The 15,545-nt window shown below is 70.1% G+C and carries 12 protein-coding genes and 3 pseudogenes; 11 read left to right on the top strand and 4 right to left on the bottom strand.

Annotated features, from left to right (window positions below):
- Window positions 1-64 precede the first annotated feature (64 nt).
- The 3 genes from JIX55_RS02295 to JIX55_RS02285 all read left to right on the top strand — a co-directional run bounded on the left by JIX55_RS02295 (window position 65) and on the right by JIX55_RS02285 (window position 1,445).
- On the top strand, window positions 65-658 hold the full coding sequence (locus JIX55_RS02295) for a TetR/AcrR family transcriptional regulator (RefSeq protein ID WP_257561515.1): 594 nt from the start codon (window positions 65-67) through the stop codon (window positions 656-658).
- Between the two features lie 69 nt (window positions 659-727).
- A complete protein-coding gene (locus JIX55_RS02290; protein WP_257561514.1) occupies window positions 728-1,252 on the top strand; it encodes a TetR/AcrR family transcriptional regulator in 525 nt (174 codons plus the stop codon).
- A 43-nt stretch (window positions 1,253-1,295) separates the two neighbouring features.
- Window positions 1,296-1,445, top strand: a complete 150-nt coding sequence (locus tag JIX55_RS02285; RefSeq protein ID WP_257561513.1) for an SDR family oxidoreductase — start codon at window positions 1,296-1,298, stop codon at window positions 1,443-1,445.
- 86 nt (window positions 1,446-1,531) lie between these two features.
- On the opposite strand, the gene JIX55_RS02280 is transcribed toward JIX55_RS02285, so the two are convergent.
- Both JIX55_RS02280 and JIX55_RS02275 read right to left on the bottom strand, forming a co-directional pair.
- Window positions 1,532-2,557 carry an SMP-30/gluconolactonase/LRE family protein gene (locus tag JIX55_RS02280; protein ID WP_257561512.1) on the bottom strand — a complete coding sequence of 342 codons (1,026 nt, stop codon included), beginning with the start codon at window positions 2,555-2,557 and terminating at the stop codon, window positions 1,532-1,534.
- A 75-nt stretch (window positions 2,558-2,632) separates the two neighbouring features.
- Window positions 2,633-4,216, bottom strand: a complete 1,584-nt coding sequence (locus tag JIX55_RS02275) for a Na+/H+ antiporter (RefSeq protein WP_257561511.1) — start codon at window positions 4,214-4,216, stop codon at window positions 2,633-2,635.
- A gap of 580 nt (window positions 4,217-4,796) precedes the next feature.
- Between JIX55_RS02275 and JIX55_RS02270 the strand changes: the two genes are divergently transcribed.
- The 7 genes and pseudogenes from JIX55_RS02270 to JIX55_RS02240 form a co-directional block, all read left to right on the top strand.
- The gene (locus JIX55_RS02270) at window positions 4,797-5,696 is read left to right on the top strand and encodes a helix-turn-helix transcriptional regulator (RefSeq protein ID WP_257561510.1); all 900 of its coding nucleotides are present in this window, start codon (window positions 4,797-4,799) and stop codon (window positions 5,694-5,696) included.
- A 426-nt stretch (window positions 5,697-6,122) separates the two neighbouring features.
- Window positions 6,123-6,761 carry a (2Fe-2S)-binding protein gene (locus tag JIX55_RS02265; RefSeq protein ID WP_257561509.1) on the top strand — a complete coding sequence of 213 codons (639 nt, stop codon included), beginning with the start codon at window positions 6,123-6,125 and terminating at the stop codon, window positions 6,759-6,761.
- A gap of 11 nt (window positions 6,762-6,772) precedes the next feature.
- Window positions 6,773-7,756: an FAD binding domain-containing protein gene (locus JIX55_RS02260; protein ID WP_257561508.1), complete on the top strand. Its 984-nt coding sequence runs from the start codon at window positions 6,773-6,775 to the stop codon at window positions 7,754-7,756.
- A complete protein-coding gene (locus tag JIX55_RS02255; RefSeq protein WP_257561507.1) occupies window positions 7,753-9,951 on the top strand; it encodes a xanthine dehydrogenase family protein molybdopterin-binding subunit in 2,199 nt (732 codons plus the stop codon). Before JIX55_RS02260 ends, JIX55_RS02255 begins: the two co-directional genes overlap by 4 nt.
- Window positions 9,952-10,013: 62 nt before the next feature.
- Window positions 10,014-10,289 (top strand): annotated as a pseudogene (locus tag JIX55_RS02250) (XdhC family protein); the annotation flags it as partial.
- Window positions 10,290-10,415: 126 nt separating this feature from the next.
- A complete protein-coding gene (locus JIX55_RS02245; RefSeq protein WP_257569188.1) occupies window positions 10,416-11,261 on the top strand; it encodes an SDR family oxidoreductase in 846 nt (281 codons plus the stop codon).
- Between the two features lie 264 nt (window positions 11,262-11,525).
- Window positions 11,526-11,864 (top strand): annotated as a pseudogene (locus tag JIX55_RS02240) (PQQ-dependent sugar dehydrogenase); the annotation flags it as partial.
- A gap of 241 nt (window positions 11,865-12,105) precedes the next feature.
- Here the strand turns inward: JIX55_RS02240 and JIX55_RS02235 are convergent.
- Window positions 12,106-13,323, bottom strand: coding sequence for an aldo/keto reductase (locus JIX55_RS02235; protein WP_257561506.1), 1,218 nt, complete (start codon window positions 13,321-13,323; stop codon window positions 12,106-12,108).
- A gap of 747 nt (window positions 13,324-14,070) precedes the next feature.
- Window positions 14,071-14,905 (bottom strand): annotated as a pseudogene (locus JIX55_RS02230) (aldo/keto reductase).
- Between JIX55_RS02230 and JIX55_RS02225 the strand changes: the two are divergent.
- Window positions 14,866-15,408, top strand: coding sequence for a hypothetical protein (locus JIX55_RS02225; protein WP_257561505.1), 543 nt, complete (start codon window positions 14,866-14,868; stop codon window positions 15,406-15,408). The pseudogene JIX55_RS02230 and the gene JIX55_RS02225 overlap by 40 nt on opposite strands.
- The last annotated feature ends 137 nt before the right edge of the window (window positions 15,409-15,545 follow it).

Below are 15,545 nucleotides of genomic sequence, written 5' to 3'. Positions count from 1 at the left end.
TGTCAGAGTGGAAACTGTAGCTCATCATTGCGAGCCGAGGTCAAGAGAGAGGTAGGATCGAGAAGTGAGTGGAGCAGTACGTACGAACACGAGAGACATCGCGCGGGCCGCCATCCGGTTCGAGCTGGCCCGGGTGGCCTTCGACCTGTTCCGCCGTGAGGGCTTCGACAACGTCACCGTCAATGACCTGGCCGCGGCTGCGGGAGTGTCTCGCAGTACCTTCCTGCGCTATTTCGGCAGCAAGGAGGACGCCGTCCTCGGCGCCGTCGACGCCCAGGGCGAACAGGTCGCCGATGCTCTACGCGCCCGGCCTGCCGACGAGGGTGACGGGACGGCACTGCGGCGCGCGCTGGACACCGTCACCGAAGTCCATCGCCGGGACCCGGATGGCGCACTCGCGATGTCCCAGCTGATCATGCGCACGCCCGCGCTGGGCGCCCGCACGCTGGAGAAGCAGAACGGCTGGCGCCCCGTCATCGCCCAGGCCCTCGCCGAGCGCGCCGACCCCTCTTGGCCCTCGCTCCTGGTTCCGTTGGTGCGTGCCGCCGTCGCGGTGGACTGCTTGAACGTCGCCGTCGAACACTGGACCGCCTCTGACGGCCGCCTCGACCTCGATGCCCTGCTCGACGAGGCCTTCGCCGCATTCGCATTGCGGTAGGAGCGCCCGCTTCGTGAAACCGGGTGTCATGTTGGCGCCCGGGCCGCCATACGGGCCGAACTGGCCCAGGTGGCGGTGGACCTGTTCCTGCGTGAGGGATTCGACAAGGTCACGCTCGATGACCTGGCCGCCGCTGCTGGGGCGTCCCGCAGTACCTTCCGCCGGTACTTCGCCAGCAAGGAAGAGGCGGTTCTCAGCGTCTTCGACGCGCGCGGCAGGCAGGTCGCCGACGCCGTACGCGCCCGCCCGGCCGACGAAGACGACTGGACGGCGCTGCGTCACGGGTTGGACGTCGCCATCGAGCACTACCGTCAGGACCCGGCCCGGGCCCTGACGATGACCCGGCTCGTCCTCGACACACCCGCCCTGTGCGCCCGGCAGTTGGAGAAGCAGCGCGGCTGGTGGCCTGCCCTGGCCAATGCCCTCGTCGAGCGCACCGACTCCCCGCAGCCCCTGACGCCGGCCATCTCCGTGAAGGCGGCCGCCGCGCTGGACTGTCTCAACATCGCTCTCGACCACTGGATCGCCTCCGACAGCCGTCCCGACCTCGTCGACCTGCTGGACCAGGCATTCGCCGCGCTCAGCCCCCGCTGACGCGCTGAAGTCCGAGCCGCCCGGGGCAAGCCAGGGCTCGCACTTGAGCGGCTTCGGCCGGCCTGTCACTGCGTCGCACGGTTTCGGCCTGCCGCGCGAGATCGCCGAAGCCGTCGCATACCTCGCCTCCGAGGGCGCCGCCTTCCTTCATGGCGCGTTCCTGCTTGTCGACGGAGGCGCGAGCCTCGTCTGAATCGGTGCCGGGCGACCTGCGTCACCGCTCGCATCTGGCTGCCGACACCCGCAGCAGGTAATGCCGCGGGTGCCGGCTTCGCCAGTTCAGGAGGTCCGGTCGCAGTTCAGCACGGCGGGGTCGATCGTTCCGCGCTGCACCTTCGCGTCGTGGGGCTCGGCGAGACCGGCGTTGGTGACGTAGAGCCGGTTTCCGCGCACAGCGGTGGAGGTGGGGGAAGCGAGGCCGTCCTTGGACGTCAGGACGGTTTCGGTGGTCCCGTCGGGGTGGACGAGCGCGACCTGGTTGAGGCCGTTCTGCGCGGCGAACACCACGTCGGAACGGTCGTTGAGGAAGTTGAAGTCGTCAACGCCGGTGAGGCTGCTGGTCACGGTGTGGATCCGGCCGGGGGCGCCGGTGGCGGTGACCGGGATCCGCAACAGGGTGCCCTTCGCGAGGTTGGAGACCCAGACGGCGCCCTTGTGGAAGCGGAGCCCGTTCGCGCCGAGGGGTACGGACGGGTCTCCCGCGAGGACGGGGTCGGTCAGCCAGGCGGTCGCCGTTCCACCGGATACCGGGACGCTCCATACGGTGGCCTTGTTGCTGTCGGCCGCGTACAGGGTGCGTCCCGCCGGGTCGAGGGCCAGGCCGTTGGGGAGTCCGTCGGTGGGCAGGGCGGCGATGCGGCGCGGGGTGCCGCCGGGGGGCAGCGTCCATACGCCGGCCCGGGCGGAGTCGGAGGAGGCCACGTTGTAGTAGATGTTGCCGCCGCGGTCGCGCGTGTTGCCGGTGAACGTGTCGCCCGGCTGCCCGGCGACGATCACCTGGCTGCGCCCGGACGGGGCGATCCGCACGAGTGCCGGACGCTTGCCCGCCACGCTGCCCAGCATGGAGACGGTCAGTGAGTTGTCCGGGTTGACGGTGAGGTTCTCCGGGGAGTCGCCGGCCGCGAAGTCGAAGGCGGCGAGGGTCTTGACGTCGGTGACGACCGGCTTCGGGGATGTCTCCGTCGCCGTGGATGCGGACGCGGACGGCGTCGAGACGAGAACGGCCGCCGTCGCGGCGATCGCCGCCGCGAGTCTGAACCGCTTGTTCAGGAGGGTTGCGGTGGGGACTGCTGTGGAGGTTTCCATGGGGTGCATCGCACTTTTCTTGAAGGGCACAACTGTGGTTGCGCGTGGGGTGGAACAGGAAAGGTCGGGGCCGCGTCAGTCGCTCAACTCGGCCCCGGACAGGCGTACTTCCTCGATGTCGAGGTAGGCCTGTACCTGGCGCAGCACGGTGTCGTCGATGTGGTTCTCGTCGCGGAGTCTGACGACGGTGGCGCGTTTGCGGGCGAGGAGGGCGAGGCTCAGCGCGGTGTAGTCCTCCTTGTGGCGCAGGACCACGGGGTCGTCGGCATCGTCGTCGGCGCGTACGACGCGCAGGTGGGTCTCGTACTCGTGGCGCGTCCAGTCGGCGACCTCAGGGGCGGTGCCGAGACCGGCGGCCACCTCCGGCAGCGCCTTGAGGGCTTCCTCGGCGGCGGTCGTCTCGGCGAGGGAACGCTCCTCCTCGGCGGAGGTGTCGCGGGGAAGTCGGGCCCAGCGGACGACGCGCGGCAGGAGCAGGCCCTGCATCACCAGGGTCAGCATGATGACCCCGGAGGTGACGAAGACGATCACATCGCGGTCGGGGAAGGGTGCGCCCGAGTCGAGGGTCTCCGGTACCGACAGCGCCACGGCCAGTGACACCGCGCCCCGGAAGCCGGTGACTCCACCGACCACCCGGGCCCGGTGGCTCATCCGGCGCAGCCGCTGCTGTGGGCGGCGGTCCAGTAGGCGGATGAGGTACACGGCGGCGAACTGGAAGGCGAAACGCACGGCGACGAGCACCACGGACACGACCCCGACGGTGATCAGGGCGTGCGTGAGGTCGTCGCTGGTCAGTTCACGGACGGCGGACTGTGCCTCCAGGCCGACGAGGACGAACAGGGAGGCGTTGAGCAGGAACGTGGACAGCGACCAGAACGCCTGCGCCTGCCGCCGCGTCGCCGCCCCGGTCAGGCGTGGGCCCACCTGGCTCATGATCAGCCCGGCCACCACAACAGCCAGGACTCCGGACGCCTCGATCAGTTCGGCGAGCAGGAACGCGGTGAAGGGCGTGCCGATCGTCACCACGTTCCCCAGCAGGGGGTCGTCCAGGCGGCGGCGCAGTTGGATGCCGAGCCAGGCGGTCACGGCTCCGGCCGCGGCTCCGCCGACGTAGGCGAGGAGGAAGAGCCACCCGACCTGCGGCACGCTGAAATGCTCCTCGCCGACGGTGATGCCGACGGCCAGGCCGTAGACGACCAGGGCCGTGCCGTCGTTGATCAGGCTTTCGGCGCGCAGCAGGGTGATGCTGCGGCGGGGCAGCATACGGGCGAGGACTCCGACCGTGGTCGCGTCGGTGGGTGCGACGGCCGCTCCGAGGACCCATGCGGGCCCCCACGGCAGTCCCAGCGTGTGTGCGACGGCTGCCACGGCCCAGGCGGTGAGGATGACCAGCGCGGTGCTCATCAGCATGATGCCGCGCAGGTCCTGCCGGATCCCGCGCAGCGAGGTCGTCAGGCTCTCCCAGTACAGGAGGGCCGGGAGGAACAGCAGCAGCATCGCCTCCGGCGGCAGATGCACCTCACGCAGTGCCGGGACGAATCCCAGGAGTGCTCCCGCCGCCAGCAGCAGGATGGGCGGGGCAATGCGAAGGCGGTCTCCCGCGACCTGGCACACGAGCACGGTCGCGCACAGGACCACGACGAGTTCGAGACCGAGCACGTTTCATCTCCTGGACAGGTGGTGCGGGTACGGCGGGACGCTGCAGGAGGCCCGGCGCGGTGCGCGACGGTTCTCAGGCCGGGGTTCGGGGTGCGGCTCGTTTCTGAAGCCGGGTTCAGCGCGGCACGAGCTGCATCGTTGTGGTTGACGCCTCGGGGCCCGTGATGGCCTCGATGATCTCCTCAGCGATGGGGGCACCTCCCACGCCCTTTAGGCAGGGGGGGAGCCCGTATTCGCTGCGGTACGCGACGTCGTTCGTCCATGACCTCGTCATTGGGGCTCCTTCGTACATACGGATGTGGTCCTCGCCGCACGTGGGCGGCTGCCGAGGTCACGATGAGCAGTGCCGTCACGATCGGCGAGCGGGCGCGCAGGCCCTCGGGGATCGTCACCCCGTTCGTCATTGGCCACGCCCGCACGCCGCGGACCTGGGAACATCCGCGTGCCCTCAGCTTGCCGCCCGCACGCGCCGGATGGCAGGCCGGGCTGTGCCAGGCAGCCGTGTTCAGTGCTGTGACAGGGCACCCCTCGATGTCGTGTGCATCGCCACACGGGTCACGGGGCTGTCACACTGGAAGACATGGCACGTGAGCAGCGCAGTGGCGGTAGCGGCGGCACCGAGCTGGGGCGCTTTCTGCGAGCACGTCGCACTCGGGTGAAGCCCGGCGACGTCGGCCTGCCGGCCGTCTCCGGATTGCGCCGCACCCCGGGGCTGCGCCGCGAGGAACTGGCCACCCTCGCCGGCATCAGCATCGACTACTACGCACGCCTGGAGCGCGGGACCGAGACCCGTCCCAGCCCGTCCGTGATCGACGCCATCGCCCGCGCGCTGCGCCTGGGGAAGGCCGAGCACAAGCACCTGCGAGAGCTCGCCGCGAGCGCCGACGGCAACGTGGCAGCGCCGACGACGGTGCCCAGCCGGTCCGTACCTCCGGGCACCGAGTTGATCCTGGAGAGCCTGCGGCCCAATCCCGCGTACGTAGTCGGCCGCACCTTCGAACTGCTCGCCGCCAACCCCGGCGGACTGCACCTGTTCGCCGGAATCGAGGACTGGCAGGGGGAGCAGCGCAACCTGGCGCGCTACGTCTTCCTCCACCCCGCGGCCCGCGACCTGTTCGACAACTGGGACGACGCGGTCCGCAGCTCCGTCGCATGGCTGCGCGGCCTGGCCGGCATCGAGCCGGAGGCCCCCGACCTCGCACTCATAGTCGACGAACTCCTGCGCAAAAGCCCCGAGTTCGCACGCATGTGGGACCGCTACGACGTCAAGGGAAACTCCAGCGGCCGCCACACGTACCACCACCCCGTCGTCGGTGAACTCGCCCTGGGTTACCAGGGAATGACGCTGAACGGCACCAACAGCCAGCACCTGGTCGTCTTCTACGCCGAGCCCGACACCCCCGCGTACGACGCGATGGTCCTCCTCGACAAGTCCGCGCAGGTCCGGGCCTCGAAATCGTCGACGTCGCCTGCGCAGTAGCGAACCGGCGGCCGTCCATCCCTCGGGCGGCGTGAGCTCGATCTCGGCATCGACAGCTGCGGGCAAGCATCAGGCACACCAACGCGCCAGGCGTTGGCTTGAACTGGCTGATACTGCCGGACGTAGGCACGGGAGTCGTACGCAAAGTGCTCCCTGGCGACTCTCCGACACCCGGCGCAGGCTGGACCCTGCGCCGAGATCACAGCCGTAACCGCGGCCCTGTCCCGCATCTCGGCTCACTGCCACAACGCAGAGGGCCCACCCCACAACGGGCCTTCGCGGAAGGCCTCCGGCGATGACCCACGTCCGCCGTGGGCCGACGGGCGGGCGCCTGAGCGTATACCGCACAGCGTCGCCGGACGGTCGTGGCGTACCAGTCCGTGACGGCCGATCTTCCGCTGAATCCCCCCAAGCGAGAGAGTGCGTATGACCACCGAACTTCCGGACTCACCCATCGAACTGTCCGAAGGACCCGCGCCGGTGCCCACTCGGCGCACCTTCATCGCGACGACAGCCGCCGTCGGTGGTGTGGTCGCGGCGGGTGGCCTGACCGCGGGGTCGGTCCTGGCCGGTCAGGAGGCGCCGGCCGCCGAGGCTCCGCCCAGCGGTCGACTCTCGCTGACCGTCAACGGCGAGCGGCGCACGGTCACGATCGACAACCGGACCTCACTGCTGGACCTGCTGCGCGAACACCTCGGGCTGACAGGTTCCAAGAAGGGCTGCAACGCGGGTGCCTGCGGGGCCTGCACGGTCCTGGTCGACGGCAGCCGGGTCAACTCCTGCCTGATACTGGCGGTGCGCCTGGAGGGCGCCGAGGTAACCACCATCGAGGGACTCGCCGACGGCGACCGGCTGCACTCGCTGCAGGCGGCGTTCGTCGAGCAGGACGCGTTCCAGTGCGGCTTCTGCACTCCCGGTCAGATCATGTCCGGCGTCGGCTGCATCGAGGAGGGCCACACGGACTCCGCCGAGGAGATCCGGGAGTGGATGAGCGGCAACATCTGCCGATGCGGCTGTTACGTCAAGATCGTCAAGGCGGTCGACCAAGCCGCCCACGGGAAATGAGGCCCGGCCCCATGCACCCCTTCTCCTTCACCAAGGTCTCCGACACCCGTGAGGCACTCAACGCCGGGCAGCGCGGCGGGCGCTACATCGCCGGGGGCACCACCCTGGTCGACCTGATGCGCGAGACCGTCGAACGCCCGGACACGCTGGTCGACATCAGCGATCTGCCGCTGCGGGACGTGACCGTCACCGAGCGCGGAGGCCTGCGCATCGGCGCCCTCGTACGGATGGCGGAGGCCGCCGCCCACCCCAAGGTCCGCACCCTCTACCCGGTCGTCTTCCAGGCGCTGGAGCTGAGCGCCTCCGCCCAGCTGCGCAACATGGCCACCATCGGTGGCAACATCATGCAACGCACCCGCTGTACGTACTTCCGTGACGTGAGCGCCGCCTGCAACAAGCGCGAGCCCGGCTCGGGTTGCGCGGCGCGGGAAGGCTTCAACCGCACCCACGCCATCCTCGGCACCTCGGAGTCCTGCGTGGCCACGCACCCCTCCGACGTCGCCGTGGCTTTCGCGGCGCTGGAGGCGAGAGTGCACCTGCTGAGCCCGGACGGGACCGAGCGCACCGTCGCCTTCGCCGACTTCCTGTTGCGGCCCGGCAACACCCCGAACCGTGAACAGGCCGTCCGCAAAGGCGAGTTGATTACCGCGGTGGAGATTCCGGCCCTTCCGCGTCCGCTGAAGTCCGGCTACCTGAAGGTGCGGGACCGGCAGTCGTACGAGTTCGCCCTGACCTCGGCCGCCGTCGCGCTGCACATACGCGGCGGAGTGATCCGCGAGGCGAAGGTGGCCGTCGGCGGCGTGGGCACCGTGCCCTGGAAGCTGCCCGCCGTCGAGCACCGTCTCATCGGCGAGCGCGCCTCGGACGCGCTGTGGGCCGAGGCGTCCAAGGCGGCGGCGGAAGGGGCCCGCCCCCTCCAACACAACGGTTTCAAGGTCGAGTTGCTTCAGCGGACCGTCGAACGCCAGCTACGCATCGTAGGAGGTGGCAAATGAGCCCGCAGCCGCAGGCAGCCGTCGGCGCACCGCTCTCCCGTGTGGACGGACGGCTGAAGGTGACCGGTCAGGCGAAGTACGCAGCCGACCACGACCCGGACGGGACCGTGCACGCGGTCGTCGTCGACAGCACCGTCGCCCTCGGACGGATCACCGGCATCGACACCCGCGCCGCCCTCGCCCAGCCCGGCGTCCTGACGGTGATCAGCCACCTCAACGCACCCACGCTGGCCTACCGCGACAACCCCGGGGGATACAACCCGCCGGGCAGGCGGCTGCGTGCCTTCCAGGACGACCAGGTCCTCTTCCACGGGCATCCGGTGGCCGTCGTGGTGGCCACCACCCTGGAGGTCGCGCAGCACGCCGCGGACCTGGTGGCGATCGCGTACGACGCGCGGAAGCCCAGGACCGACATGAGCGGTAGCCCGGCCGGCGGCCAACCCCAGAACTACGCCCGGGGCGACGCGGAGGCAGCGCTGGACTCCGCAGCCGTACGCATGGACGCGACATACCGGCTCGCCCGTAACCACCACAACGCGATGGAACCGCACGCCACCGTCGCCCGCTGGGACGGCGACAAGCTCACCGTCTGGGACAAGACCCAATGGGTGCAGGGCACCCGGAACGAACTCGCCGCCGTGTTCGGCATCCCGCAGGACTCGGTGCGCGTGATCTCGCCGTTCGTCGGCGGCGCGTTCGGCAACGCGTCGAGGGTCTGGCCGCAGACCACCATCGCGGCTGTCGCCGCGCGAGAGACGGGGCGTCCGGTGAAGCTCGCGCTGACCCGCGAGCAGCTCTACTTCCACGTGGGCTACCGGCCCACGTACGAGTACCGGGTACGGGTGGGCAGCGACCGGCGGGGACGCGTGACCGCGATGATCCACGACCTGAGGTCGGAGACCTCACGTTACGAGACGCACGGAGAGCCCATCCTGAGTCTCGGGCAGATGCTCTACAACACGCCCAACGTCCGCATGACACAGCAGTCGGTGCCCCTGGACGTCAACACCCCGACGTGGATGCGCGGCCCCGGCTACGCCACCGCCTCCTACGCCATCGAGTCGGCGATGGACGAACTCGCCCACGAGCTGGGCGTCGACCCGATCGAGCTGCGCCTGCGCAACGAACCGGAGGACGACCCGTCCGACGGGCTGCCGTTCTCCACCCGGCGGCTGCGCGAGTGCCTCGCCACCGGCGCCCGCGAGTTCGGCTGGAACCGCCGCGACCCCCGGCCGCGCGCCACCCGCGACGGCGACTGGCTGATCGGCACCGGCATGGCCGCCGGCGCCTACCACACCCGGCGGGACCCGGCCCAGGCCTCGGTCCGGCTGGACGCCGACGGCACCGCGCTGGTGCAGTCCGCGGCCAGTGACATGGGGCCGGGCACGTACACCTCCATGACCCAGGTCGCCGCCGACGCACTCGGCCTGACCATGCGCAACGTGACTTTCCGTCTCGGCGATTCCCTCATGCCGCCGGCGCCGCTGCAGGGCGGTTCGAAGACCATGGCCAGCGTCGGTTCCGCCGTTCAGGACGGCTGCGACAAGCTGCGGCAGCAGGCGATCAGGCTGGCCGTCGCGGACGAGGGATCGCCGCTGCACGGCGTCGACCCGGACGATGTCGTCGTACGGGGCGGCCGGCTGCACGTGAAGGACAACCCTGCGCGCGGGGAGACCTACCGTCAGCTCCTGGCCCGCAACAACCGCACCCGCCTCGAGGCGAACGGGTCCTACACGCCGGGCGAGGAAGTGGAACGGTTCTCCACCCATGCCTACGCGGCGACCTTCGCCGAGGTCGCCGTGGACGCCCGGCTGGGTCTGGTTCGCGTGCGGCGGATGCTCGGCGTGTACGACGCGGGCCGCATCATCAGTCCGAAGCTCGCCGACAGCCAGGCACTCGGAGCCATGGTGGGCGGTATCGGCACGGCCCTCCTTGAGCACACAGTCACCGACCACCGCGACGGCCGGATCGTGAACGCCAACCTCGCCGACTACCTCGTCCCCGTCAACGCCGACATCCCCGACCTGCGCGCGATCTACCTCGAAGGGGAGGACACCGAGGCCGACCCCCTGGGCGTCAAGGGCCTCGGCGAGGTCGTACAGGTCGGCGTGGCACCGGCCGTCGCCAACGCCGTGTTCCACGCCACCGGGCGCCGGATCCGCGAACTGCCCATCACAGCGGAGGGGTTGCTCTGAGCCGAGACTTCAGACACGAGCCCCCGGGCGGCCGGAATCGCCAAGTGGTGAGCCGGGTCCGCCTGCCCGTGGGGTACGTGGGTGCGATGGGCTCCCGGCGTACCCACGACCACCGCCTGGGCCTGCCGCGGGAGGCGGGCGTACCGGAGACGCATCTGGCCCGTCTCCACTCACCGATCGGCCTGAACCTCGGTGCCCGCACCCCCGAGGAGACGGCCGTCTCCATCACCGCGTAGATCATCGCCCATGCCCACCACGGCACAGGACTGCCCCTGTCCCATGGCACCGGGCCCATCCACGAGCCCATTGCCGCGAGGGGTGCCCTGGCAGGTCACTGAACACCGCTCCAGGGCACAGCCCGGTCTGCCACATCGCGGCGCCGCGGAGCAGGCTGAATGCTCGTAGGAGATCTCTCCCTCGGCAAAGCACCCCTTTTTTTCGATCACAGGAGCAAGACGATGACGATGGACAAGGACGTAGCGGTCATCATCGGCGCGGGCGGCATCGGTCTGGCGATCGCCCGTCGTGTGGGCATCGGCCGCATCGTGCTGCTCGCCGATTACAGCGAGAAGGCGCTGGGCGTCGCCGCTGAGCAGCTTCGCGGCGCGGGCTACGACGTGTCCACCCACGTCGTCGACGTGTCCCAGCCCGACGCGGTGGCGGCCCTCGCCGACACGGCCGCGGAGCTGGGCCCCGTCACTCAGGTCGTGCACAGCGCCGGAGTCTCGCCCGTACAAGGCACCACGGAGCAGGTCCTGCACGTCGACCTGCTCGGCACCGCGCTGGTCCTCGACGAGTTCGCCCGCGTCATCGCGCCTGGCGGCGCCGGTGTCGTCATCTCCAGCATGGCCGGCCACATGGCGGGCGCCCACCCGTACGACACCGAGCACGCGCTGGCGAGCACCCCCGTCTCCGAGCTGCTCGCCCTGCCGTTCCTGGCCCCCGAGGAGGTGGGCGACTCCGGTGCCGCCTATGCCTTGTCCAAGCGGGGCAACGCGCTGCGCGTGCAGGCCGCCGCCGTCGAGTGGGGCAAGCACGGCGCCCGCATCAACTGCATCAGCCCCGGCATCATCTCCACCCCCCTGGCCCAGGACGAGATGTCCGGGCCCGGCGCCGAGGGATACCGCCAGATGATCGAGACGTCGGCCGCCGGACGCATCGGTACCCCCGACGACGTTGCCGAGGCGGCGGCCTTCCTGCTCGGGCAGCAGGCCGGCTTCATCACCGGGTCCGACCTCCTGGCCGACGGCGGTGTGATCGCGGCGCTGCGGGCCGCTCAGGCGTGGCCCGTGGGCCGGGCGCAGAGCTGACGCACCGTCGCCGGGGCGCGGGAACGCGGGCCCGCCCGGATCAGCAACCAACGGTGGCCCTGCGGGGTCGGTGTACGTCGCGCCCGCCCCGCCTCGTTCCATCGCCCCCTGAACCGCACCACCATCAGCCTCATCGAGAGGAACCCGCCGTGCCCCGTCCCACTCCGATAACGCCCTGGGCCGCGGCCTGCGCCGCCGCTGTACTGATGCGCGCGGGCTGCACATCGGGGAGCTCGGGCGGCGAGGAGGAGCCCGCGTCGCCGCAACTACGGCTGGCCGGAGGTCGAGGGCAGAAGCGACCGGGCGGGCTTCACCGATCCAGTGGCGCAGTGGACTCCCGCCGAGGCCTCACCCAGCGGCGTCGCCTACGCCGAGGGCGCCATCTGGATGGCGAGCCTGCGGGGTGAGCGCCTGTGGCGCATTCCGCTGGACGGCTCCCGGGTCGCGGGCGAGCCGTCGGCCGCGCTTGAGGGCTCGTACGGCAGGCTGCGCACGGTCGTGGCGGCGGGCGGTGACAGGCTGTGGCTGGTCACCAGCAACACGGACGGCAAGGGTTCACCGGAGGACAGCGACGATCGGATCCTGCTGCTCCGGGTTTCCTGAAGGTACGTCACGGCGGGCACATGGCGTCTGCGCCCTCCGGCTGACATGGCAGCCAGCAGTCCGAGGACCGTGGCTCTCCATGGGCACGCCGTGCCGGGCCCATGATCCGTCCCACCGGTCCATCCCGCCCCCCGTATGCCTGCAGGACTGCAGTCGTCCCCGGCCGAACTCCCGTAGCGGTACGGGAGTTCGGCCGGGGACGAGAGGGAACTGTGCTGCACTGTTCGGCTTGGTCGGTCGGTCAGCGAGGCGGTGCCTCGACGCCCGTCAGCGCGAGGCCCGCCGGCGAAAGCCGCTCACCATGGATGGTGATGCGTGCGAGGGCGGCGTTCAGCTCCTGGAGTTCGTCGGGGCTGAACCCGACTTCTTCGGCGCCGATGTTCTCCAGGAGGTGGGACAGCCTGGTGGTGCTGGGGATCGGCACGATCCACGGCTTCTGGGCCAGCAGCCAGGCGAGGTCGATCTGGGCGGGCGTGGCGCCCTTGCGTACGGCCCAGTCCTGGAGCAGCTGTACCAGTGGCATGTTGGCGGCCATGTTGTCCCGGCTGTTGCGGGGCGTCGCGGTCCGGCGGTCTCCCTCCGTGAACCGGGTGTAGGGATTGATCGTGCCGGTGGTGAAGCCCGTGCCCAGGGGCGAAAAGCACACGAAGCCGATGCCGAGTTCCTCGCAGAGCGGCAGGACCTGCTCCTCGGGTCCGCGCCACAGTGTGGAGTACTCGTTCTGGATCGCGGTGAGCGGCAGGACCGCGTGGGCCCGGTGGATGGTCCCCAGACCCGGCTCGGACAGGCCCCAGTGCAGCACCTTGCCCTGGGCGATGAGGTCCTTCACCGTGTCCGCGACGTCCTCGATCGGGACGGTGGGATCTACCCGGTGCTGGTAGAGCAGGTCGATGTGGTCCGTCCGCAGGCGCTTCAGCATGGCGTCGACGACTTGCCGGATGTGGTCCGGACGGCTGTTCCGGCCGGTGTTCGCCCCGGTGACCGGGTCGATGTTCCAGCCGAACTTGGACGCGATCACCACGTCGTCGCGGACGGGCCGGAGGGCCTCGCCGATGATCCGTTCCGACTCGAACGGCCCGTACGCCTCGGCCGTGTCGAAGAACGTCACCCCCTGGTCGAAGGCTGTCCGGACGAGGGCGACCATGTCCTTGCGGCTGGTGACGGGGCCGTAGAGGTTGCCCGGCATGGTCTGGGTGCCGAGGCCGATGCTGGAGACCTTCAGGGACCCGGGCCCGGACCCGAGCCGACGGTGACCAGTCTGCGTGATGGCTGCGGTCACCGGGTTGCGACGGCCGACGGGGCCCTTGGCGCCGGTCGCGGACGATGCGGTGTGCGCCTGTGCCAGTGTGGCCGGCGCGGCCACCACCGAGGTGGCTGCCAGCCCGGCCGCACCCATCAGGAAGCCGCGACGGCCGCGGTCGGTCGAGTTGCCGCTCGGCGTGCTGTCCTGTTCGTGCATGCGTTACATCCCTCATGTTCGTCGGTTGGGAGCACCCTCGGTACGTCACCGCGTCACCGCGTCACAGTCGGCGGCGAAGAAGCAGACCGCGTCGGAATGAGCACCTGGGCACTTCGTCCGGAGGCATCGGCCCACCACGTCCGTGAATTCGGACGACGTTCCGGCTCGTCCGGTGAGGGGCGCGTCCTGTGGTGCCGATGGTGCCGGGCGGTCAGTAAAATTCAAACAGAGCGCCCGCCGGGGTGGGAGGCCGTGCTGTTCCACGCCGTGCCAGTGCCCCCCAAAAAAACCGGCCAAAGATTTCCGACCTCGGACGTTCTGGCGTCGCCCACGAGGGAAACTCCTCGACTGCCCGTCTCTCGCACATTTTGTAGGTTGAAGTAGACGAGTGTCGCCATAGCCAGGCCAGCAACAGTGATCAGGGCGATCGAATTTATATTTCGGATTACACGCGAGCCCTTTTCGGCGAGGGCGGCTTGGAGGTCTTACTCATTGAGTACAAGAATTGCCGGCGGCCGGCCGCACCCGGCCGTGGCCGATGCGGCGCCTGCAGGGCTACACCCGTCGGGACGCGGATGCCGTCCGAGACTGCATCCGCGTCGAAGGACACCCCCACACGCCGGCGATGCCCGGAGTCCCACGTCTTCGGGCTTGAGGCGTGGGCTGCGCAGAAGTGCGGGAACTCGATCTGTGCGGCACGTCGGCGAGTCCGGGTACCGGTTCGGTACGTCGGCCCGTGCCGACCGGTCAGGAGAAGAAGATGGGCAGGCGCGGCACGTACGGTGCTTCAAGAGCGTCGATCTCGTCGCCGGTGAGTTGGATGTCGAGCGCGGCGACGGCGTCGGCCAAGTGGTGCGGCTTGGTTGCGCCCACGATCGGGGCCGAGACCACCGGGTTCTTGAGCACCCAGGCCACTGCGATCTGCGCCATGAGTGAACCGGCCGGTGAGGAAGCCCTTGCCGAGCGGCGAGTACGGCACGAAGGCGATGCCCTGCTCCTGGCAGTACGGCAGCACCTCGGTCATCCAGTCCCGTGTCCACAGCGACAGTTCGGACTGCACCGCCGTGACCGGGTGGACGGACTGGGCCCGCTTGATCTGCTCGACACTCACCCCGGACAGACCGATCGCCCCGGCCTTGCCCGCCGTCACGGCCTCCGCCAGCGCGCCGACACTCTCCTCGATCGGCACATCGGGGTCGACGCGGTGCGGGTAGTAGAGGTCGACGTGGTCCGTGCCCAGACGCCCGAGGCTCTCGTCGATCGAGCAGCGGATGCGCTCCGGGTGGCCGTCGACGCCGGTGACCGCACCGTCCTTGGCCAGCACGCCGACCTTGGTGGCCAGTACGGCGCGCTCCCGGTGGCCGTCCGCCAGGGCTCGCCCGACCAACTGCTCGTTCGTGCCAGCGAGGCGTGACGACCGTGAACTCGCCGCGGGAGCGGCCCGGCGCCTTCGCGGGGACTGCGCGAACGAGCGCTCTGGAAGCAGGGCGCGAGGCCGCAGTCGCCCGCCGCCGCGCCGACAGCGAGAAGTGCCGACGGCGCGTGCTCGACGTGATCGCCGGCATGCGCAAGACGCGCACACCCCTGTCCGACGCGGAGATCACGCGCCGGGCCGGGGTGAACCCTCAGTACCTGCAGCGCCATCGGGACCTCAAGGCGGAGGCGGAGGTCGTCCGCGCGCACCTTGCCGACAGCCGGCCCCGGGCCGCAGCCGCGCAGGCGGCCCGCAAGGAGGCGGCTCTGCAGGTGGAGAACCGCATGCTGCTCGAACAGAATCAGGCCCTGCGCAAGGATCTGGAGACGGCACGGTCGGAGCTGCGCTCGATCCGGACCCGCGATCTCACGGCCGCTGCACGGGGGGACCTCGCTGTTCTGCCTCATCGCGACCCCGCACTCGAGGAACTGCGCAGGGAGCGGGACCAAGCCCTGGCCGTCGGGCGGTGCGCGGAGGCAGACCTGGTGGCCTTACGCCGTGTTGTTCAGCGACTCATGGCGGAGAACACCCGGCTTCTCGGAGGACAGACCGACGCGCCCGGCGGCGGCAGCCCGTCGGTCGGTCAGGAGGCTTTGGGATCGGGTGCGTAGGCCTCGGTGACGTCGCCGAACCTTTCCCTCAGCAGGGATTGCAGTTCCGGGGTGAAGTGTTGGCGCCATCCTCCGACGCGTCCTTTGTGGAAGTCGATCCGCTTCTTGGTGATCTTCGTCCCACCTATTTGATCTTG

Source organism: Streptomyces sp. DSM 40750, from assembly GCF_024612035.1.
Taxonomy (GTDB): Bacteria; Actinomycetota; Actinomycetes; order Streptomycetales; family Streptomycetaceae; genus Streptomyces.
The sequence above is the reverse complement of the archived record's forward strand: the minus strand, read 5'-3'. Positions and strand labels throughout refer to the sequence as shown.